General features: G+C 71.2%; 14 protein-coding genes. 5 read left to right on the forward strand and 9 right to left on the reverse strand.

Going from position 1 to position 21,025, the window contains the following annotated elements:
* Positions 1 to 10: 10 nt before the first annotated feature.
* Positions 11 to 4,282, reverse strand: a complete 4,272-nt coding sequence (pglW, locus tag DVR05_RS22020) for a BREX system serine/threonine kinase PglW (RefSeq protein WP_116247833.1) — start codon at positions 4,280 to 4,282, stop codon at positions 11 to 13.
* 304 nt (positions 4,283 to 4,586) lie between these two features.
* Between pglW and DVR05_RS22025 the strand changes: the two genes are divergently transcribed.
* Positions 4,587 to 5,663, forward strand: coding sequence for a hypothetical protein (locus tag DVR05_RS22025; protein WP_116247813.1), 1,077 nt, complete (start codon positions 4,587 to 4,589; stop codon positions 5,661 to 5,663).
* On the opposite strand, the gene DVR05_RS26755 is transcribed toward DVR05_RS22025, so the two are convergent.
* Positions 5,608 to 6,279: a hypothetical protein gene (locus DVR05_RS26755; RefSeq protein WP_157982508.1), complete on the reverse strand. Its 672-nt coding sequence runs from the start codon at positions 6,277 to 6,279 to the stop codon at positions 5,608 to 5,610. The genes DVR05_RS22025 and DVR05_RS26755 overlap by 56 nt on opposite strands.
* 157 nt (positions 6,280 to 6,436) lie before the next feature.
* On the opposite strand from DVR05_RS26755, the gene DVR05_RS22035 reads away from it, so the two are divergent.
* Positions 6,437 to 8,362 (forward strand): DUF2075 domain-containing protein, encoded by a 1,926-nt coding sequence (locus DVR05_RS22035; RefSeq protein ID WP_116247815.1) that lies wholly within the window; start codon positions 6,437 to 6,439, stop codon positions 8,360 to 8,362.
* 248 nt (positions 8,363 to 8,610) lie between these two features.
* Here DVR05_RS22035 and DVR05_RS22040 read toward each other — a convergent pair whose 3' ends face one another.
* Positions 8,611 to 9,570 (reverse strand): hypothetical protein, encoded by a 960-nt coding sequence (locus DVR05_RS22040; protein ID WP_232832262.1) that lies wholly within the window; start codon positions 9,568 to 9,570, stop codon positions 8,611 to 8,613.
* Between the two features lie 458 nt (positions 9,571 to 10,028).
* Positions 10,029 to 10,739 (reverse strand): DUF5710 domain-containing protein, encoded by a 711-nt coding sequence (locus DVR05_RS22045; protein ID WP_116247816.1) that lies wholly within the window; start codon positions 10,737 to 10,739, stop codon positions 10,029 to 10,031.
* 188 nt (positions 10,740 to 10,927) lie between these two features.
* Between DVR05_RS22045 and DVR05_RS22050 the strand changes: the two genes are divergently transcribed.
* Positions 10,928 to 12,574, forward strand: a complete 1,647-nt coding sequence (locus DVR05_RS22050; RefSeq protein WP_116247817.1) for an SWIM zinc finger domain-containing protein — start codon at positions 10,928 to 10,930, stop codon at positions 12,572 to 12,574.
* A gap of 26 nt (positions 12,575 to 12,600) precedes the next feature.
* On the opposite strand, the gene DVR05_RS22055 is transcribed toward DVR05_RS22050, so the two are convergent.
* On the reverse strand, positions 12,601 to 13,365 hold the full coding sequence (locus DVR05_RS22055) for an enoyl-CoA hydratase/isomerase family protein (RefSeq protein ID WP_116247818.1): 765 nt from the start codon (positions 13,363 to 13,365) through the stop codon (positions 12,601 to 12,603).
* A gap of 125 nt (positions 13,366 to 13,490) precedes the next feature.
* A complete protein-coding gene (locus DVR05_RS22060) occupies positions 13,491 to 14,684 on the reverse strand; it encodes a lycopene cyclase family protein (RefSeq protein ID WP_116247819.1) in 1,194 nt (397 codons plus the stop codon).
* Between the two features lie 76 nt (positions 14,685 to 14,760).
* Between DVR05_RS22060 and DVR05_RS22065 the strand changes: the two genes are divergently transcribed.
* On the forward strand, positions 14,761 to 15,477 hold the full coding sequence (locus tag DVR05_RS22065) for a class I SAM-dependent methyltransferase (RefSeq protein WP_116247820.1): 717 nt from the start codon (positions 14,761 to 14,763) through the stop codon (positions 15,475 to 15,477).
* Entirely contained in the window at positions 15,474 to 17,048 is a 1,575-nt protein-coding gene (locus tag DVR05_RS22070; protein ID WP_116247821.1) for an FAD-dependent oxidoreductase, read from the forward strand. Before DVR05_RS22065 ends, DVR05_RS22070 begins: the two co-directional genes overlap by 4 nt.
* Here DVR05_RS22070 and DVR05_RS22075 read toward each other — a convergent pair.
* From DVR05_RS22075 to crtI, 3 genes are read right to left on the reverse strand one after another with little or no spacing between them, the layout of a single operon-like run.
* Positions 17,012 to 18,022 (reverse strand): DUF5914 domain-containing protein, encoded by a 1,011-nt coding sequence (locus tag DVR05_RS22075; protein ID WP_116247822.1) that lies wholly within the window; start codon positions 18,020 to 18,022, stop codon positions 17,012 to 17,014. The two genes, DVR05_RS22070 and DVR05_RS22075, sit on opposite strands and share 37 nt — an antisense overlap.
* A 48-nt stretch (positions 18,023 to 18,070) precedes the next feature.
* Positions 18,071 to 19,009, reverse strand: coding sequence for a phytoene/squalene synthase family protein (locus DVR05_RS22080; protein WP_198659293.1), 939 nt, complete (start codon positions 19,007 to 19,009; stop codon positions 18,071 to 18,073).
* Positions 19,009 to 20,529 (reverse strand): phytoene desaturase family protein, encoded by a 1,521-nt coding sequence (gene crtI / locus DVR05_RS22085; RefSeq protein WP_116247823.1) that lies wholly within the window; start codon positions 20,527 to 20,529, stop codon positions 19,009 to 19,011. Before crtI ends, DVR05_RS22080 begins: the two co-directional genes overlap by 1 nt.
* Positions 20,530 to 21,025 lie beyond the last annotated feature (496 nt).

Here is a 21,025-nt window from a genome sequence, read left to right on the forward strand (position 1 = left end):
TCGGCCGGAATCAGCCGACCAGCACCGTCTCCGGTACGGAGAACCCCCTGGGCAGCAGCACCTGCTCGGACTCGGCGATGATGCCCGCCGGGCGCCCGTCCAGGGCGGCGACCGCCTGCGGTCCACGCATCGGGCACAGCAGCCACAGTCCGTACGGGCTGCGGTTCGCCTCACGGGCCTCCTGGACGAGGGTGCCCAACAGGGCGCGCCCCGGCTCGTAGCGCGCCAGCGGGGTCGCCCGGTGCAGCAGCACCACGCCGTCGTCGGTGGGCGTGCCGGTCCCGGCGGCACGCACCCGCTCCCCCAGGCGGCGGAACACCTCGGCGAGCATCCGATTGAACGGCTCGGGGCGGCTGTTGTCGGCCTCGCTCAGGATGTCCCAGTTCAGGGCGCTTCCCATGCCGTCCATGACCTCGTCGACGACGTGGACGAACTCGGCGGAGACGTCGAAGGGCACCACACCGGACATGCTTCGCAGCGCGTGGGCCGCGCGCTCGGTGTCGGGCATCCACGTCTTGACCGCCCGGTAGCCGCCCCGCCGCACGGCCTGCGCCAGACGGTTCCAGGTCTCGGCGGACGCGGCGTCGCCCCGGTCCGACACGTGGTGCCCGGTGTGGGTGGAGGGCTGGTAGGTGGTGACCTCCGGCTCCAGGTACCAGCACACGGTGCCGCCGACCGGGGTCTCCTGGAGTTTGGGGTGGAGCCGCTTGAGCAGCGCCCGCAACCGCTGCTCGTCGGGCCTGGGCAGCGCCGGGAACCGCGACAGGACCCGGTCCTGGATCTGTTCCGGGGTGATGCCGGGCTTGCCCAGGTAGCCGACGGCCTGGGTGATCCGCAGGGCCCGCTCCAGGTCGAGGTCGGCCGGGTAGAGCTCCAGCCGCGGTGTCGCCTCGGCGTTGCCGGAGGCGGCCGCCGCGATCTGCACCAGGGCGGTGTCGGTGAACGGCTCCATACCCTCGGGGGCGTCGACCCCGCGCAGCGCCTCCCTGACCGCGGTGGGGCTGGGCAGGAGGTCGGCGTCGCCGAGGGAGACGAGCTCGTCGGCGCGCCGCCCGAGGTCTTCGGCGTAGTCGAACAGGTCGCCCTCGACCGGCACCCGGGGATCGTCGTCGATCACCTGCGCGGCCAGGACCCTGCGGTCGTACCTGCGGACCACGAAGCGCTGTTCGACGCGCTGTTCCTCGCACTCGGTGACCACGCGCACGGCGGCCAGGGCGTAGACCGAGCGTTCGTCGCCCTCCAGGGTCGAGCCGCGCAGGGTCAGGAGTTCGGCGGCGATCTGTCCGACCTCGCGCACCCGGCTGTTGCGGGACAGGATGTCCACGACGTCGTCGCGGACCGAGCCCAGCAGGGAGGCGTTCTTGCTCCAGTAGGTGTGCGCCTGTCGCAGGCTCTCGTCCACCAGGGAACGGGGGATCCCCAGATTGCGGGCGACCTCGCGACGGGTGGGCCACCAGTTCTTGCGGCCCTTCCTCCCCTCCGGGATCCCGACCAGTTCGCGCACCACCCGCACCCACTGGCGGTTGGCGTCGGTGGTCGTCGGGAGGAACTGGCGGATCACCTGGTCCAGGACGGCGTTGCGCTTGACGTCGTCCCCGGCGCCGCTCGGCAGCTTGACCCGGGTCGCGACCGCGTACTCGGCCACGTCCAGGCGCCTGCGCCACTCGGAGGACCTCTTGCGCAGCTCGTTGCGGACGGCCAGGGGAACACCGCGCATGTGGGTGATCTCCCGGACCGGTTTGCTGAGCAGGTCGCCGACCTTGTCGCAGCGCAGGAGGCGCTGGGCCGCGTCCAGGGCCAGCGGGGTGAGACCGGCCAGGTGCAGGGGCGTGTCCAGTGTGGCGCTCTGCGCGTTGCGCAGCCGGGTCTCCTCGTCCTCCTCGACCTGGTCAGTGACGGAGCCGGAGCGGAAGGCGGACTCCCAGGCGTCACGCATGTCGGCCAGCGAACCGAAGCGCTGGCGGTGGTCCCGGTGCAGCGCCCGGTGGAAGAACGCCACCAAGGCGGAGCGGCTCTGCTTGGGGAGGGACTCCTCGGCCAGGCGGGGAACCACGACGTCGTCGCCGAGGAACTCCGGGCCCACACCGTCGTCGTCCCAGACCGGGAGTTCCCCGGTGGCCATCTCGTGCAGGGTCACGGCCACCGCGTAGCGCTCGGCCGCGTCGTCGTAGGGGCGGTCCTGGCCCAGGAAGGGGTCGAGGTAGCCGCGGGTGCCCGCGGTGACGCTCTCCACGGGCGCCTTGGACAGGGAGAAGTCGAACAGCACCAGGGCCCTGCCCTGCTTGCGGGTCTCCCGGACCCCGAGGTTGGCGGGTTTGATGTCGCGGTGGAAGACCTCGTGCTCCTCCAGGTGCTCGACCGCGTCGAACAGGTATCGGCCGAAGCGCAGCAGCTCACCGGGGCCGAGGGCACCCTGCCGGGACAGGTAGTCGGCCAGGGTGCTCTCCCCCGCACGCTCCAGCGGCAGGATGGTGCGCTCACCGATCTCCAGGACACCGGAGGCCGTCTCGTCGCCCGTGGCGGCCAGCGCCACGATCCTGGTGCTTCCGGCGACGGTCCGCAGGGTCTCGGCCTCGGCGCGCAGGGCCTTGGCGGCACTCTCCTGGTTGAGGGCGACCTTGTAGACGACCTCCTCCGGCCGGTCGTCGCGCCCCATGAGCAGGGCGCGGGCGGTCGCCCCCTTGCCCAGGACCTCGCGGACCCTCCAGCCCTGCACGACCTCGTCCCCGCGGCGGGCGTCGAGGGGGTCGGTGATCGTCTCGGGAAGGGTGAGGTACTCCTCGACCTGGTCGAGCATGCGCAGGAAGGTCTGCACGTTGGCCAACCGGTCGTTGGGGGAGCGCCGGGTGGACTCGCGCACGAGCGTGTCGAGTTGGGGCACGACGTCGTCGCTGATCGCGGCCGGGGTCAGGCAGCCGTGCTCCTGGATCTGCTGGCTCAGCTCGCTGCGGTTCCGGCCCGGGGGTCGGCCGGTGAAGATCAGGTAGGTGAGCGCCCCGAGGCCGAAGAGGTCCTGGGGGGCGGCGCGGCCCGTGTAGTCGGGGAACTCCGGGGCGAGGTAGGCCTCGGCGGCCTTCTCGACGTGCGCGGCGAACGCGCGCCCGCCCAGCACCTCCTCCAGGTGGGAGGTGGCCGCGCCCGAGGTGGTGTGGCGGGTGTGGCCGCCGCTGCGCAGCCGCAGGCTCTCCCGGGAGGCGACCTGCCAGTCGGCGATGTACAGGCGCGGGTAGGCGCCGTCCATCTCCACCCACACGCTGCGAGCGGCCAAGGCGCGGTGGTAGAGACGGTTGCGGTGGGCGTGGTTGACCGCCTCGGCGAGCTGGCGGACCATCTCCATCCGCGTGTCGACGTCGAGTCCGTCCCCGTGCTCGGCCATGAAGTGGTCCAGGCGCTGCCAGGAGGAGTGGTGCCGGAAGACGACCGCGGGACCGAGGTCCTTGCTCGACTCCTCGATGACCCCGAAGTACTCGGCCTTGACGATGCCCTCGTGCGAGATGCCCTCCAGGGACATGTACTCGCGTTTGGCGGCGCGTTCGACCGACCGGCGTTCGTCCTCGCCGTTGGTCTCGCCGTAGTGGTAGAGGCGCACCCTGCTGGTTCCGCCCAGCCGCTGGTGCTTGGCCTTGTAGTCGGTCCAGGTGGGGCCGCTGTCGAAGGAGCGCTTCTCCAGGGTGTACTCCCCCAGGGTCAGCGCCCGGTCCATGGGCATGACCCCGATCGTCTCCATGAGTCGGGAGACGTTCCTGAGGAAGCCGGGATCGACCTGGCGCTGGGGGGCGCCGAGGAGTCCGCTCCAGACGCCCGGCAGGTTGGTCTGGTTCTCCAGCCCCTCACGGCCGTAGACCTTGGCCTTCTGCACCTCGTCGAAGTCGCAGCGCAGCCCCTCGTCGGAGAGGAACACGCCGGCCTCGATGAAGGGGACCTTCACACCGCGCAGGCCGAGTTTGTCGACCGCCCACTGCAGACGGCTCTTGAGTTCCTTGGCCTTGAGGTCGGTCAGGTGCAGCGGGTTGGTGATGGTCCTGCGGTGCCCGTTGGTGAAGATCCACTCGCTGCCGTGGTTGGTGGCCCGGCCCGGGTGGCTCTTGATCTCGACGAGGAAGACCCCTCGGGGGGTGACGGCGAACAGGTCGCACTCGCGGATGCGCTGGTTGCGGGCGGTGAAGGTGAACCCCGCCCACGCGCGGTAGGGCTCCCGGTCGGGGAAGTACGCGCGGACGTGCTCGAGGGCGGACTGCTCCCAGGGGAACTCCGAGGGCCTGCCCCACCATCGGTTCGCCATCTGGGTCCGCCTTCCCGGTTCCGTGCTGTACAGCGTCCCCAGCATAGAGCCGTCCCCCGACACGCATGGGGGTCATCGGTCCCGAATCCGGCCGCATCGCGCGGCACGACGAGGGAGTCGAATCTGGCCGAATGTGGACACTCATGCTCCGTTCCGCGCCCGTCAGGGAACGCTACGCACAGTTCCCCGTGCGGACACATGAGGTGAAGCGGTGCCCCCACCCCCTGGGCAGACCCCGTCTCCGACCCCCGACAACGCACCTACCGACCCGCTGGCCCCGGTTCGGGGCCGGATACTCCTCCACGTGAAGGACACCAAGCACTCCCCCTTGGGTCGTGTCTCCGCGGCGGCCAGCGGTGTCGTCTTCTCCGGCAGGAAGGCGGCGTCCCGGCTGTCCGATTTCCGCCGCATCCACGGACACGACTGTCCCACCGTCCTCGACCCCACGAGGTACGAGGACCACATCGCCACACCCGACGCCCCCTTCACGTTGGACGGCCTGGGTGTCCTCGGTGAACCGAGCCTCGATGAGGCCTTGGCCCTGCTCATATGCAATCCCGCCGCACTGGTCCTGACACCGTCCGGCTTCTTCCGGGCCGATGCCGACGGTGAGACCGCCATCAAGGAGGCGGCCCGGCGTATCGATGACCTGGACATGGGAAACGTGGTCCTGGCCCTTCCGTTGGAAGCGGCGTGGCTGGCCGGGGATCCGACACCGTTGGTCGAGATCCTCCGGCGGACGCGGACGCCCAAGGCCCTCATCCTCGGAGGGAAGGGCAACCCCGTCAGTTCGGTCGCGAAGGCGGAGGCCCTGCGGACGATCGTGTCCCACTGCCCTGACACAGCGCTTCTGCGCACCGACCTGGCGGGCGTGGACGCCATGGTGCACGGGGCGTCGTTCTCCTCCATCGGCGACACCTCCTCCACCCGCTACACCCCGCTGCCATGGGGGAAGCCGTGGAGTCCGAAGCCGAAGGACAGCAGCCCGAACGTCCTGAACCCGCATCTGTTGGACTGGATGAGGGGATCAGGGCTCGCGGAGTACGCGGACCACGAACTCCTGTGGTGCGCGTGCGCGTTCTGTACCGGATGGGCGGCCGACCGGAACCGTCAGCCGCCGGTACGGTCCCTGTGCGAGCTGCACGACCCCGCGGACGAGCCCGATGCCCGCGCGCACAACATGGCGGTCTGGTCGGAGCTGTGGGCCTACCTGGCGCACGACGGATCTCGGACCGGGGCCCGGGAAAGATGGACGCGGCTGTGCTCTGATTCGGTGGACCGCCACAGGGAGTACGACGGGCGAATCGGCACGCGCTTCACACGGTTCAGGGCACCCTCAGTGCTTCGCTACTGGGCTGGGCGGTCGACGAAACGCAGGTGAGCTCCCGCTCGCGCAGGGCCATGTACACGTGCTCGGCGAGCCTCCACCGCAGGGCGGCCACCGCATCGGAAGACCGTGGCGGCGGCTCGACGAGGGTGCGCGGGCGGCTGCCGTCCACGACGGCCAGGCCGACACAGTGGTAGTCGGCTTCCAGTAGCGCCGGGACAGGATCGCCCGGCGCAGAGTCGCAGACAGCCATCCGCCGCGCGGCAGGACCGAGGTGGCGAGCGCGGTCGAGCGCGTCCTGCCAGTTCTCGCCGGGGACGACGACCAACTCCAGATCGACGGGGACGTCAGCGAGCCTCAGGACGTGACGGTTCCTCCGCTGAAGAGCCCATCGCGGCACCGCCGGCAGGATCGCCCTCTCCCTCGCCGTGAGGGAGTCGACAGGAATCCACGCACCGAGCGGCAGTGTCTGGAGGACCTCGAAGACGCCGAGACGGCTCACCAGGGTCCGGTCTTGAGCGGCTCTCAGCCTCCGCTGCTCGTCATCCGGCTGGCAGACGGCCACAGCATCGATCCCCCGGAAGCGGAAGTCGACGGTCTCCCGCTCTCTTTCCGGACGATCCGGCGCTCCGTACGCGAGGCCGAGGATGTGCTGTCGGTCGAGTGCCATGCGCAGCAGTGTGTCAGAGACCTGACCGCCGTGTTCCCGCCGGGATGAATCTGTGGAATCTGCCCAGACCCATTCGTTCGATGACCTGGTCATCCCTCCTCGCACTCACGGTCGTTTCGCCTCTGAGAGCACGTATGAGCAGATTCTTCCATTAAACATGGACATAATCAGTCATATACCGACATTCACTCCGGGAAGGGACGAGTCAGTGGGTCTGAATCCCCTCTACCGCGGGACGGCCATCGAGGTCAGAGACACCCTCGAGGGCGGACGGCTCATCCCTGAAATGGCGAAGGAGCTGTACAGACTGACGGGGAGGTCGCCGAGCCCCGGTGAGGCCAGATCCTGGGAGAACAGCATTCTCCATGTCTCCGAACTCCTCGCCGAGGCCGGACTCGGCGATGTCCAGATGCTCCTGGAACTCAAGCTCCCCATCACGGACGCCCGTATGGACGTGGCCCTCGTCGGCTCATATCCGGGCACCGGAGACATGGCCGTCGTCATAGTCGAGAACAAGCAATGGTCCCGGGTGGGACTCGAGCCGGGATCCGAGCTCGTGCGTGTCGACTACACCGAACACGCGCAGGTCCACCCGGCCAACCAGGCGTGGGGGTATCGGCAGATGATGGTCGGCTTCGTTCCACTGCTCCGGATGGCTTCGGTGACGTGTGTCGCCAACATGCACAACGCGAACAAGCAAACCGTGGACAGCATATCCATCGCGGACCTTCCCCACGCGGAACCGGACCCCCGATACACACGGATGTACAGTGATGACGATCGAGAGCGCTTCATCGACGATCTGCGCTCCGTCCTGTCCCCGGAGAAGTCCGAATCCCATGCCAAGGAGCTGCTCGCCGCGACAGTGCGGTCGACCGAGCCGCTGATGGCCTCCGTCGCCAGAGGTCTGGGGCGGCGCTCCGTCTTCCCCCTCGTGGACGAACAACGCGAAGCCTACGACTACGTCCGAGCCCAGGTCGAGCGGGCCCGTTCGGAACAACACAAGGAAGTCATCGTCGTGGAGGGCGGCCCCGGCACGGGCAAGAGCGTGATCGCGCTCGAGCTGATGCGTGCGTTCAACGCACAAGGCGTCGACGCCGTCCACGCAACCGGCAGCAGATCATTCACGAGAACCCTCAGAAAGAACATCGCACAAGGCCGGAATGCCGACAGCAAGAAGTTCGCCTACTTCAACAACTTCTCCCAGGTCAACGGCAACCACATCAACGTCATCATCGCGGACGAAGCTCACCGGCTCAGGGCACAATCCGCGAAGAACTCGAAGAGACCCCAGGTCAGGGAGCTGATCGAGGCCGCGCGCGTTCCGGTCTTCCTCCTGGACGAACGACAGGTCGTACGCTCCTCCGAGGTGGGGTCGGTCGAGCTCATCCGTCAGGCCGCCGCCGACCTGGGGCTGGGTTTCCACAGGATCAACCTCCGCCACCAGTTCCGCTGCGGAGGCGCGCCCGAGTACATCGACTGGATCGACCGGCTCCTCGGCCTGGACCCGGAGGTCGGACCTCAGCCGTGGACTCCCCTGGAGAACTTCGAACTGCGCGTCGCGCCCACCCCCTCGAGCATGGAGGACTTCCTTCTGCAAAGGACGCGGGAGGGCGCGGGGGCCAGGATCGCGGCCGGATTCTGCTGGCCGTGGAGCGCCCCCCGACACCACCGCCTGGTGGACGATGTCGTCATCGGTGACTGGCGCAGGCCGTGGAACGCCAAATCAGACTCTCCACTGGGAAGGATTCCCCCTTCGGACCTCTGGGCGACCGACCCCGGCGGTTTCGGACAGATCGGCTGTATCTACACCGCCCAGGGGTTCGAGTACGACTACGCGGGTGTCATCTTCGGCGGCGACCTCGTCTGGCGTGGGCAGGGATGGGCATCCGACCCCAGAGCCAACAAGGACTCCCAGGTCAAATCCGAAAGGAACTTCGACGAGCTTGTGCGCAAGATCTACCGGGTCCTGGCCACGAGAGGCCTGAAGGGCGCGGTTCTGTACTCCACGGACCCCGAGACGAATGCCTTCTTCGCCCGCCTCGGCGTCCCGCGCCTGGACGCGAACGGAGGCCGGCTGTGAGCGTGCACTGCCGACGCGGATTCCCGCGAAGACATGCATACGACTGGTAGTCGGGTTCGGTGTGCTCCGAGACCTTGCCCGGGACATCTCCACCGGATAGCCCTCGCAATCAACGGCGGCCTTCTCCCGCAGGACGCGCTCCAGGTCCACGCGCAGGGCATCCGCCGGGCACAGGAGGCAGAAGAAGGCTTCGGCCAGGTCATGGCGGACCGCGTCGGACGTTGAGGACCCGCCATGACCTGGGCGGCTCAGCGCCCTTTCACGTTGGCGATGTTCTCGCGGTGCCAGGCGAAGTACGGGGCACTGGCGTCGCTGTAGGCCAAGCATCGCGTTCCGACCCGGCCGACGGCGGTCGACAGGTCTGCGGAGGCCCGGACCGCGTCCGACGGACGGATCGATCCGTCGGAGGCCACGTACACATAGCCGTGCTCGAAGAGGGAGTCGCAGCCGAGCACACAGGCGAACATGACGTTGTTCAGGTCCCTGCGCTCGTGGTGGAGGCTCTCGCTGCGGCGCTTGATGTGGGCCGTGTGCACCAGCCGTTTGGGGAGGAGCAACTGGCACAGGTCGCAGGGGACCTCCGTCCTCCCGTCGAGTTTCCTCGCCCGCACGATCTTCTGTTCCCGTCGGGCGAGCGTGTAGGAGGGAACGTCCAGGGCGGAGGGCAGGTCGAGCTTCGCGCTGTCCTCGGGGTCCTCCTCGTCGAGCGGTTCGCCGCCGTACTCCTCGAGAACCTCCTCCAGCACCCGTTCCATGACGGACTCCCTGCTCCCGGGAAGCTCGGGGGTCCCGTTCCTGATGGCCGACATGCGCAGGGCCTCGATGCCTTCGGGGCCGATGTCGTCGCTGGTGACGTCGTACCGGATCTCCTCGATCTCCAGGGGCACCCGGTAGGTGTAGGCGGTCTCCCCGTCCTCGTCATCCCACACCTTCTCCCCATCCTGGTAGAGGCCGCCGGTGAGGCGGGCGACCACCAGTTTGGGCACCGTCCTGCTCTGCGCGTCCGGGGCCTGGATACGGCCGAGCCCGCGGTGTCCGAGACACAGTCGGTCTCCCTCCCTGAGGGACTGGAGCACCTGGTGGTAGTCCGTCCCCACGATGACGTCCGGTTTCCACCCCCACACCGACTTCTGGATACCGGTGTCCAGGTTGTGGCTGCCTTTGACCCCCACGTACACGTAGGCGGTGGTCACAGCGATCACCTCCACGACTGCGCTCCTGACAGCACGAAACAGGTCAGGAGGAAGAACGGACAGATGCCTTAAACGAGAAACGTCACCAAGGTCACTTATGCTACAAAGCGCGTGTGACACCCGGTACCACGCTTCGGTTACCCACCCCGAGGGCGCTGAGGACGTGACTCCACGAACGGGACACGGACACCCCGAGCGGGCAGGTTTCTCGACCCGACCGGTCTTCTGCCCCGAAGGACGCTTCCCCCACACGCCCCCGCCTTCGTGCCGCACTGGAGTGTGTTTTGACGGCTTTCCGCCGATCCGCCGCGTCCCTGCCCTTCTTCTCACCGATGGAGGAGGAACCCGGAGAACTCCGGCGGTGGGAGATCACGCTCTGAAGATTCCGGACCCGGCGGTGGCGCCCGGCCTTCCGGCGTCCCTCGGACGGGGGTGGGCCCGTCCGAGGACCGCCTACCGGTCAGGGACCACTGTCACCGCGGCGAACGCTGGCGCTGGAGTTCGGCTCGCGCCTCCTCGGCGCGGTGCAGGGCGTCGGGCGGGGGCTGGACGGTGATGCCCGCGCCGGTCAGCATGCCCAGGTCCAGCTCCCACACCACCCGCGAACGGCGTTCCCACAGCGCGAACGCCTCGCGGACGTGCCGCCGGGCCGCGTCGGGAGAGGCTCCGGTCACCGCGATCAGGTGGGCCATCGCCTCGTCGGCGACCCCCTTCACCTGCGCGAGGCCGAAGTGGGTGACGGTGTGGCAGGGCGTGCAGAGGCAGATCAGCCGCCGCAGGGTCTGGGTCCCGGACCGCTCGTCGAAGGTCCACCGCTCGTGCACCTCCAACCACCGCCGCGCCTCCCGGTCGGCGGAGGCCCCGCAGATCTCGCACACCTGACCGGCCCGGTTCACGACCATCCGGCGCAGCCGCTCCCAGTCCCGTTGCGACACGCACGAGCGCACGTTGGTGAACCAGCAGGTGGTGGGCACCAGGTCGACGAACAGCCCCGAGCCGAGCGAGCGGTCCTCACCGGGGAGCAGGTCGGGCACGTCGGGACGGGCCGCCCAGCGTTGCAGCCCCGCGATCCCCGGTCGGGGCGCGTACCAGCGGCGCGCCCGCGGGTCCCACCGGGCTCCCTCCGCCTTCGCCAGATCCTTCTCCGCGTAGGGGACGTCGAGCCAGATCCGTTCAGCAGGCACCGTGCTCCTCACATCGGGTAGGGGTGGGTGACCGGGCAGTGACACTAACGGTCGGCGTGAGGCGGAGTCAGCACCGCCGGGTGGCCGGAAGCGGCCACCCGCGCCAGGGAGGTTCCGGTGGCGGAGGCCCTCCCGCCCTTTCCCGGAAACGGCTCCGAGCACGCACCCGCGACGTGTTGAATGACCGCATGCGTACCTTCTCCAGAGACGACCTCCTCGGACTCGCCGGACGGAAGTCCTACGCACGCGGCCTCGACTACGTCCACCGGGTCTCGGGGCCGACCATCGACGGGAACACGGTGCGCGGCACCGTCACCGGGACCTGCGTCTACCGGGTGGAACTCACCCCGACCCGAGAGGGTCTGGGGTGGGACTGCGACTGCCCCTGGGCGGAGGAGGGCAACTTCTGCAAGCACTGCGTGGCCGTGGGTCTGGTCCACCTGTACAACCTCGAACACGGTGTGCCGACCCCCGAGACGCCCGACCTGAAGTCCTACCTCCGGTCGCGTGACCGGGACGAACTCGTGGCACTGCTCCTGGAGGCGGTCGACGCATCGCCCGATCTGCGCCGCCGCCTGGAGATTCGCGCGGCCTCCTCGGGCGAGACCGCCGACACCGCCTCCCTTCGCGTCCTGGTCGACTCAACGCTGCGGATCGGCGACCACGACCACGCGGAGTACGACCACGCGCGGGAGTACGCGGGCAGGGTCCACGGCGTGGCCGACGAGCTGGAGAACCTCCTCCAGCGGGGGATGGCCGGGGAGGCGGAGGAGCTGAGTCGGCACGCGATCGACCTTCTGGACGAGCACGCCGGTGTGGTCGACGACTCCGACGGTGACGTGGGCGAGGCCGCGCACCGGTTCGTGGAGATCCACGTCGACGCCTGTGTGAAGTCGGGGAGGAGCCCCGAGGAGCTGGCGGAGTGGCTGCTGGACCGACAGCTCGACGAGACCGCCGGTGTCCCGGAACTGCTGGTGGAAACGTACGCGGACGCGCTCGGTGAGGACGGCCTCCGGCACTATGGGGAGGCACTCGCCAGCGCACGGTCGCAGCGGCCGGAGGGGGACTGGACCGCGCAGTTCCTCATGACCGAGTTCGCCCGGGTCACGGACGACACCGACCTGTTGGTGCGGACGTACGCCTCGGCCCCGGAACCCGTGCACCACGCCGGGATCGTGGCGGCCCTGGACGGGGCGGGCCGCCCGGACGAGGCCCTGGAGTGGGCGCTCAGGGGGCTGGCGGAGAGCACGGGTCGGCCGGACGAACGGCTCGTCGACTACACGATCGACGCCTACCGGGCCGCGGGACGCGACGACGAGATCCAACGGTTGCGGTGGGAGGTGTTCGAGCGTTCTCCGCAGCTACGGACCTATCAGCTCCTGCGCGCGGACACGCCGGAGCACGAGTGGCCCGCCGGACGGGAGCAGGCTCTGGCGCTGCTGCGGCGATCCGCCGCGCGCAGGCCCCAGCCCCACCTCCCCTGCACGCTGGTGGAGGTGCTGTTGGCCGATGACGACGCCGAGGGCGCGTGGGAGGCCGCCGTCGAGCACGGCTGTGACGACCGCCAGTGGCTGCGGGTCGCCGCGCTGCGGGAGATCTCGCATCCGGCGGACGCTCTGGAGGTGTACCTGCCGCGGATCTCCGCGAAGGTGGCGCTCACCGAACCGGCGCTGTACCCGGAGGCGGCCGGGCTCGCCTTGAGGGCGTACCGGCTGTACGAGCGGCTGGGGCGTGCGGAGGAGGGCCGGGAGTTCGTCGACGGCTTGCGGACCGAGCACCGGCGCAAGCGGCGGTTCATGGCCGAACTCGACCGTGTGGGGCTCGGGCGGCGATAACGCCGGGCCCCCGCCGACGGGGGCCGTCACCGGCCGGTGAACACCGGCGTGTCGCGGTTCAGCGAGGCGGCGACCCCGACCTCGTGGTCCTTCGTGGCCATCAGGCGGGTCTGTTCGACGATCTCGCGTTCCAGGGCGGCGGGCAGCGCGGCCAGCAGGTCGGCGCGCATGGTGGCCTTCATCGAACGCACCGCGAGCGGTGCGCGGGCGGCGATCCGGTGGGCCCACTCCAGCGCGCCCCGGCGGACCTCGCCGTCCTCGACCAGGTGGTCGGCCAGGCCGATCGCGTGCGCCTCCGCACCGGGGACCCGGCGGGCGGTGTAGAGCATCTCGGCGGCCTTCTGCCCGCCCACGACGCGGGGCAGCGAGGCGCTCAGCCCGAAGCCCTGGTGCAGGCCGAGCAGCCCGAAGTTGGCGTGGAAACGGGTGGCGGGCGAGGCCACCCGGAAGTCCGCGGCGCAGGCCAGGCCGAGCCCGCCGCCCACGGCGGCGCCCTGGACGGCGGCGATCACCGGGATCGGCAGGGAGTACAGACGCGACCCCTGGCCGTAGAGGGCGCTGAGCGTGTGGAGCGGGCTCCGGCCGGCTCCGTCGGCCGCGAAGTCCATCCCGGCGCAGAAGTTCCTGCCCTCCGAGCACCAGACGAGGGCGCGGCACCCGTCGGCGGCCAGCTCCTCCGAGGCGTCGGCCAGCTCGGTGAGCACCCTGAGGGAGAAGTGGTTGTTGGGTGGGCGGTGGATCTCCAGGACGCCGACGTGACCGTCGACGCGCACGGACAGCTCCTCCGACATGGGAAGTCTCTCTTCCTCGGTGCGGGATGGGACGAACGGCAACGAGGCTATCGGGGCAGCCGCGGCGGGTCGGCGCCCGGGTGGAGCGGTGCTCCCCGGCACGGGGGCGTCGGCGGCGGAGGGGGTCACCGGGTCCGGCGTCTGGGACGCAGCGGCGCGAACGCGCGGCCGACCGCCGCCGCCGACATCGCCGCGACGGGGGTGGTCACGCCCAGGGCCAGCTCGCGCCCGAGTGCCGACCGGCCGTCGAGGAACTCCAGGACGTCGCGCGTGTCGTTGCGGGCGAAGAGCCGGGCGAAGAACTCCGCGCCGTCCAGGCGCCCGGAGTCCAGGGCGTACAGGAGGACGGAGTCCATGACCAGGTGCCGCCGGCGGTGCGGGACCGGGGGCAGCGGGTCCCGGCCCCGTTCCAGCGCGCGGACCACCGAGGCCACCTGCCGCTGGATGCCGCTGAAGGTGTACCCGGTGGACGGCCGGGTCGCGCCGCCCGCCGCTCCCAGCCGGAAGACGCGCCGACCGGCGCGCGTGGGGAACCTCGCGTCCGTCATGGGGATCACGCCCTGCTCGCGGGCCGCGACCGTGAAGCGCCGCAGCCCGAGCACCTCCCCGGTGTACCGGCGCAGAGCGGACTCGTAGCCGTCCTCGTCCAGGACCTCGCGGTTGAACTCGGTGTACTCCACCAGGGCGTCCCTCGACGACAGCGGGAGCACGTAGCCGAACGAGACGCCGGTCCGGGGCCGGGGGGTGCGCAGGTCCATCAGCGACGCCGTCGCGGGGTCGAAGACGTCGTCCCGCGCGTGGACGAACCAGCCGCGGAAGTGCTGGAGCAGGGTGGTGCGCGCGCGGGGCGGCACCGGGCGCGGGCGGGAGTCGAAGACGTGCCCAGCCCTGAACGACACGCGTGAACCGTCGGGGCGTGAGGCGTGCACGGTCGCGTGGTCGGTGCCGTCGTCGATCGCGGTGACCGTCGCCGTGTACGGGTGGACGTTGGGGCCGAGGCCCGCGCGGACGTGCGCCTCGAAGTCCCGGGAGCGGAGCATCTTGTAGGACAGCGGGCTGATCGCCTGCTCGTGGCTGGCTCCGGAGGGCGAGACGACGGACAGCGTCTCCCAGCGGGCGGTGAGGAGGCCGTCCCACGGGCCCGGGCCGCGTTCCCAGAAGCACCACGTGCGCTCCGCCGGGCGCCGCGCCCCCGGTGGCGGTTCGACCAACGCGATCTCCGGGGTGCCGATTCCGGGCATGACGATCCCGGCGGCGGAATGCGCCAGGGTGAGGCCGGCCGCGCCGGCGCCCGCGATGAGCAGATCGAATTCCCGCATGGCGGTTAGCATGTCATGGAATCCGACTCCGATTCGATATCGTCTCTGGGGGATCATGGCGCGGTCAGTTCTCGGAATGAAGTCCGGTGCGGTCACCGATGAGTTCGACCGCGCGGCGGCCACCTACGATCTGCTCGTCGCGGCCAATCCGGGATACCACCGGCACCTGCGCAGGTCGGCGCGGAGGCTGGGGCTTCCGGGAGGGGGCGAGGGCTGCCGGATACTCGACCTGGGCTGTGGGACCGGAGCCTCGACCGCGGCTCTGGCGCGCCTTTTCCCCCGTGCGCGGATCACCGGTGTGGACGCTTCCGAGGGCATGCTCGCCCGGGCGCGGGCGAAGCAGTGGAATAAGAATGTCCGGTTTATTCACGCACGGGTCGAGGAATTGTCCGTCGACCGCCTGGGCGGTCCCTCGGACGCGGTGTTCGCCGCCTATCTGCTGCGCAACTGCCCGGACGCCGACGCCGCCCTGAGGGGGATGGGCGGTCTGCTCAGGCCGGGGGGACGGATCGTCCTGCACGAGTACTCCGTCGCCGACTCGCCCGCCGCCCGCCTGGTGTGGTCGCTCGTGTGCTGGGGCGTCATCATCCCCCTGGGGCGCCTGGCCACCGGCCGGTCCGATCTCTACCGCTACCTGTGGCGCAGCGTCCTGGACTTCGACGGCGTGGCCGAACTGCGTCGGCGCATGGGCCGGGCGGGGCTGGAGAACGTGCGCGCCCTGCCGCTGCCCGGTTGGCAGCGGGGCGTCACGCACACGTTCCTCGGCCGGGTTGCCGCCGGAGGCGCCTCATGACGTGGTCGCCCGCCGACCCCCGGGCCGAGGTGATCGACCCCGCCCCCGCCACGGGCGCCGGGACCGCCGACGCTCCGCGGGCGGCGGTCGTCGGCGGGGGCGTCGCCGGACTGGCCGCGGCCACGGCCCTGGCGGAGCGCGGTGTGCGGACCACGGTGTTCGAACGCGAACCCGACCTGGGCGGACGCCTGCGGGGGTGGCCGACCGTGCTCGCCGACGGCCGCGCCGCGACGATGAGCCGTGGTTTCCACGCCTTCTTCCGCCAGTACTACAACCTGCGGGCGCTCCTGGCGCGTCTGGATCCCGACCTGGGCATGCTCAGCCCCGTGCCCGACTATCCGCTCGTCCACGCCCGGGGCGGACGCGACGTGTTCGCCGGACTTCCCTCCCCGCCTCCCCTGAACGCGGCCGTGCTGGCGGCACGCAGCCCGAGTTTTCCCGTGGGTGAACTGGCGGGTGTGAACGTCGCGGCCGCCGTCCAGTTGCTGGACGTCGACGTCCCCGGGGTCTACGCGAGGCTGGACCGCGGGGACGCGCGCTCGTTCCTGGACGCGATCCGCTTCCCCCCACGCGCCCGGCATCTCGCCTTCGAGGTGTTCTCGCGCAGTTTCTTCGCCGACCCCGCCCGGCTGTCGGCGGCCGAGCTCGCCGTCATGTTCCACCTCTACTTCCTGGGCTCCAGCGAGGGACTGCTGTTCGACGTGGCCAACGCGCCCTTCCCCCGGGCGCTCTGGCATCCCTGGTCGGCCTACCTGACACGGCACGGGGTGAGCGAACGGCTCTCGGCGCCCGTGTCCCGCGTCCGCCCGGGTGAGCGGCGCCGCTTCGCCGTCCACACGGCGGGGCGGACGGCCGAGGAGTTCGACGCCGTCGTCCTGGCGACGGATGTCTCCGGGCTGCGCGACCTGGTCGCCGGTTCACCGTGGCTGGGCGACCGGGGCTGGCGAGGTCGCGCGCTGGCGCTGCAGAGCGCTCCGCCCTTCCTCGTCAGCCGGCTGTGGCTGGACCGCCCCGTCCGCCCGGACCGCCCCGCCTTCCTGGGCACCGCCGGCTACCCCACCCTGGACAACGTCAGCGTGCTGGAGCGCTTCGAGGACGAGGCCGCGCGCTGGGCACGGAGCACCGGCGGGTCGGTCGTGGAACTGCACGCCTACGCGCTGCCCGAGTCCTGCGACGAGCACGTCGAACGCAAACGGCTGATCGCCCAGCTGCACCGGGTCTTCCCGGAGACGGCGCACGCGGGAGTCGTCGACCAGCGACACGAGATGCGCGCGGACTGCGCGCTCTTCCCGCCGGGAGGCCACGAGCGCCGGCTGACCCCCACCACACCCGACCCGTGGCTGGTCGTGGCGGGCGACCACGTGCGCGTGGACCTGCCGGTGGCCCTCATGGAGCGTGCCGCGACCAGCGGTCTGCTGGCCGCCAACGCGCTGTTGAGCCGTTGGGGCCTGCCGGGGCACCGGCTCTGGAGCGTGCCCCGGCGGGGGCGGTGGGCGCCGCTGCGGGCGCTGGCCCGCTGGGCGCGCTCGGCGGGTCAGCCGGGCCACCGGCCGGACGCGCGCAGGGCGTAGCGCCGCTCGGCGTAGGCGACGTCGTCGCGCCACAGACGCCGCGCCGCGGCGCGCATGAAGGGCCGCACCAGCGGAGCGACGCGCGTGGCCAGCCGGAATCCGGCGCGCTCGGAGGAGGCGACGGTCGCCTCGATGATCGCCGTCGAGGGGAGGCCGTCGCGCACACCCAGCGGGGTGGCGTGGGTCTCCACCACGCTCCCCTCCCCCTCGCCCTCGATGATGTGCATGGCCACGGTGCGCGGCTCCGGGCAGGAGAACGCGGCCCGCACAGGCACCCCCCATCTGCCGGCCACCCTGAACGCCACCTCGGCGACCATCCGGTCGGGGTCTGGGGCGGGGTCCCCCGGGGGCGCCGTCTCTGTGACGCGCAGGCCCGCGAAGGAGTGGGGGTGGAACCACGACCCGTGCCACGGGTCGAGCCTGTTGGCCACCACGTCCTCGGGTTCGCAGCGCCCGACGAGGCTCTCCACCGCCGTGAGCGCGCTCCCCGGGTCGGGGCGTTCGGGGAGCACCGGCCGGGGGAGCGGTTCCTCGCCGCCGACGTGGTCCAGGCGGACCCACGCCAGTGTCCCGTCGTCGTGGCAGGGGTAGGGCCGCCACCCCGGGAAGCCCTCGGGCTCCAGGGCCAGCCCGTGCCAGCGGCACACCAGCCGCCCCGTGTCGACGGCGCCCCGGCACAGCGGCGCCCCCAGGTGCGGGCAGGCGCCGGGGGCCGTGTGCAGGGTCCCCTCGCGGTCCCGCCACGCGACGATCTCCGTTCCGGCGACCACCCGGCCGAAGGGTCGGTCCGCACGGACCTCGTCGCTGGCGGCGAACACGTACCAGTTGCCCGAGGGGCGGGCCAGGGCGCGCTTGAGGGCGGCGCCGATCACCGCTGGCGCGGCCTCCCGCCAGGTGGGAGCCTGTCGGTTCCAGCGTGTGGCGGGCAGTCGGCGCAGAGGAGACCATCCGGGTTCGGGAACGGGCCGCGGCATACGTGACTTCCTTGGCGTCGTCGGGACGGGTGGTGAGGCGTCGCGTGGTCAACCGCCGAGGGCGCGCGCCGTCAGGGCCCTGCCCAGCGCGGGCACCGCGACGCGCACCCGTCGGGCTCGCGGGACCCGGTGCCGCCGGGACCACACGTCGTAGTCGGCCTCCTCGATCCGGTCCAGGATGCCCCGGTACAGGCGCAGGGCCGTCTCGACGCACGGACGCGCGACCGGGGAGAGCATCGCGCACCCCGGCTCGGCCTCGCGGTAGACGGCGCGGTTGAGCTCGACCAGTTCCGCCAGGGCCTCGCGCACCCGGCCGTCCTGGGATCGGCGGCGTCGGCAGTACGCGAGGAGTTCGCGGTCGACGCCGTGGCGGGCGAGGACGTCGGCGGGCAGGTAGACCCGGTCCCGGTCGAGGTCCTCGGCGACGTCGCGCAGGAAGTTGGTCAGCTGGAAGGCGACGCCCAGCGCGGCGGCGTGCGGTTCCGCCTCGGACCGGGGGACGACGGTGCCCAGGACGGGGAGCACCTGCAGGCCGATCACGGCGGCCGAGCCGTACATGTAGGCGTCGAGTTCGGCGTGGTCGGCGTAGTCGGTGACGGTCAGGTCCGCGCGCATCGAGCCCATGAACGCGGTGAAGTACTCCTGGGGGATGGCGTGGCGGCGGGCGGTGTCGGCCAGGGCGCGCACCTGCGGGACGCGGGCGTGCCCACCGGTCATGGCCGCGTCCAGTTCCCGCTCCACCTCGTCCAGGAGCGCCGCGGTGTGCTCGGCCGTCTGTCCCGGGGCGGGTTCGTCGACGATGTCGTCCACCCATCGGGCGAACCCGTACAGGGCGTGCACGGCCGGTCTGCGTCCGGGGGGAAGCACCCGTGTGGCCAGGTAGTAGGTGCGTCCGTGCCGGGCGTGCAGCGCACGGCTGACGGCGTAGTCCCGGCGCAGCGCGGATCCGGTGACGCCCGCCGCGTCGAGTTCGAAGGCCGTGCCCATCAGCGCTTCCCCCCGGTCACGGCCGCCGGACCGACGATCCGGGCAGCCGCGAGTTTCCCGGAGAGCAGGGCGGTGGGGAGGCCGACGCCCGGGGTGGTGCCGCATCCGGCCAGGACCGCGTTGCTCGTGCCGGAGACGAGGTTGCGCGGCCGGAACGGTCCCGTCTGGGCGAGGGTGTGCGCGGTGGCGAAGGGGGTTCCGAAGGCCATCCCCCGGCGCGACCAGTCCAACGGTGTGGTCAGCCGCTCGGTCACGATCGCGGACCCGAACCCGTCCAGCCCGCGCTTCTCCAGCGTCTGGACGAGACCGTCGCGGTAGCTTTCGGCCTCGCGTTCCCAGTCGACGCGGCCGGTGCGCAGGTTGGGGCACGGCGCCAGGACGTAGTACAGCTGGTGGTCGGGGGGCGCCAGACCGGGGTCCGTGGCGGTGGGGCACGTGATGAGCAGGGAGGGGTCGCTCATGGTGGTTCCGCGTCGGCAGATCTCGTCGAAGGTCCGCTCCCACGCGGCGCCGAAGGAGAGGGTGTGGTGGTGCGTTTCTGCCCACGCGCGGTCGACTCCGGCGTGCAGGACCACGGCGGAGGGGGAGAACCGCAGCGGTACCGGCCGCCAGGGGGTGCGCCCCAGCAGCCGGTAGGCCATCGGCAACTCCGGGGTGAGCACCACCGCGTCGCAGCCGAACCTGGAACCGTCGAAGGTGCGGACCGCGGTGATCCGGTCGCCGTGGCGCTCCAGACCTCGCACGTCCTTTCCGTAGTGCACGGCGCCTCCGGCGTCGACCACGGCGTCGGCGAGCGCGTCGCCCAGCGCCCGCATCCCGCCCCTGGGGAAGTACACGCCCGCGACCGTGTCCATGTAGGCGATGACGGCGTAGGCCGCCAGGGCCCGCTGGGGTGTGACCCCGGCGTAGAGGGACTGGAAGGAGAAGACACGGCGCAGCCGCTCGTCGGCGACGAAACGTCCGACGGTCGGTCCGAGTCGCCCGAACCCGCCCATCGCGGCCAGCCGTGCGAGCTCCGGGGTGAGCAGGCGCAGCGGTGAGTCGTGGTTCGCGTCGATGAACGTGCGCATCTGGAGCCGGTAGAGGCGGCTCAGCCAGCCGCGCAGCCGCAGGTAGCCCCGGGCGTCCCGGCCACCGATCTTGTCGTTGATCTCCTCGGCCATGGCCGCGGGGTCGGTGTGCACGTCGATGGCGGAACCGTCGGCGAAACGGGCTCGGTAGACCGGGTCGAGCCGGACCAGGTCCAGGCGGCGGTCGAGGGAGTCGCCCACCGCGGCCAGGGCCTCGTCGATCAGGTCCGGCATGGTCAGCACGGTCGGCCCGGTGTCCAGGAGGAACCCGTCGGCGTCGTCCCGACCGGCGCGGCCTCCCGGGTGCTGGCCGCGTTCGACCACCGTCACGGATCGACCGGCTCCCAGGAGGTGGAGGGCGGCGGCCAACCCGGAGACTCCGGCGCCCACGACGACGACACGGTCGGTGGGTCCCGTGACAGTGCGCGCTGCGCGTCCACTCGGCTTCACGAGCTCTCTTCTCCGTCGGTCGGATGTGGGGCGTCGGCGTCCGGGGGCGCTCCGGGAGGCTCGTGGGCGTCGCTCGCCCGTACCGTCGTTCGCGGCGTCGTCGTGCCATCCGCCCCTGACGGTCGGGTGACGCGCGCTGACCGGATTCCCCGCGACACGAAGTGACCCTGTTTCCGTGTTTGTCGTTCCCCACGGTCTGTTCAGGGGTGGCTGACCCCCCGCACGTGCACGTGGTGCTGATGGTGTGGTGGGGGTGTGGAGCTGATACGAGGGTACGAGGACCGCACCCCGGTTTCCGGTTGTTCCTGTTCGTCGGCGAGTCTCACCGGTTCCCGGCCGAGGGCTCCCCGGGGTTCCCCACGGGCCGTGGCCGTGTCCTGGGCGCCCGTGCGGAGGCGGTGCTCCCCCGGGGTGCGGCGGGCGGCGTCGCACACGTCCACCGGTGCGGTGGCCGCACCGGCCCCGTCGGGCTCTCCCCCGTCGAGGTGGCCCGATG

Source organism: Nocardiopsis sp. FIRDI 009 (assembly GCF_003386285.1).
Taxonomy (GTDB): Bacteria; Actinomycetota; Actinomycetes; order Streptosporangiales; family Streptosporangiaceae; genus Nocardiopsis.

Coding starts and splice junctions, on each gene's coding strand:
- pglW (WP_116247833.1), bottom strand. CDS start 4,282: ATGGCGAACCGATGGTGGGGCAGGCCCTCGGAGTTCCCCTGGGAGCAG.
- DVR05_RS26755 (WP_157982508.1), bottom strand. CDS start 6,279: ATGGCACTCGACCGACAGCACATCCTCGGCCTCGCGTACGGAGCGCCG.
- DVR05_RS22035 (WP_116247815.1), top strand. CDS start 6,437: ATGGACATAATCAGTCATATACCGACATTCACTCCGGGAAGGGACGAG.
- DVR05_RS22050 (WP_116247817.1), top strand. CDS start 10,928: ATGCGTACCTTCTCCAGAGACGACCTCCTCGGACTCGCCGGACGGAAG.
- DVR05_RS22055 (WP_116247818.1), bottom strand. CDS start 13,365: ATGTCGGAGGAGCTGTCCGTGCGCGTCGACGGTCACGTCGGCGTCCTG.
- DVR05_RS22060 (WP_116247819.1), bottom strand. CDS start 14,684: ATGCGGGAATTCGATCTGCTCATCGCGGGCGCCGGCGCGGCCGGCCTC.
- DVR05_RS22065 (WP_116247820.1), top strand. CDS start 14,761: ATGAAGTCCGGTGCGGTCACCGATGAGTTCGACCGCGCGGCGGCCACC.
- DVR05_RS22070 (WP_116247821.1), top strand. CDS start 15,474: ATGACGTGGTCGCCCGCCGACCCCCGGGCCGAGGTGATCGACCCCGCC.
- DVR05_RS22075 (WP_116247822.1), bottom strand. CDS start 18,022: ATGCCGCGGCCCGTTCCCGAACCCGGATGGTCTCCTCTGCGCCGACTG.
- DVR05_RS22080 (WP_198659293.1), bottom strand. CDS start 19,009: ATGGGCACGGCCTTCGAACTCGACGCGGCGGGCGTCACCGGATCCGCG.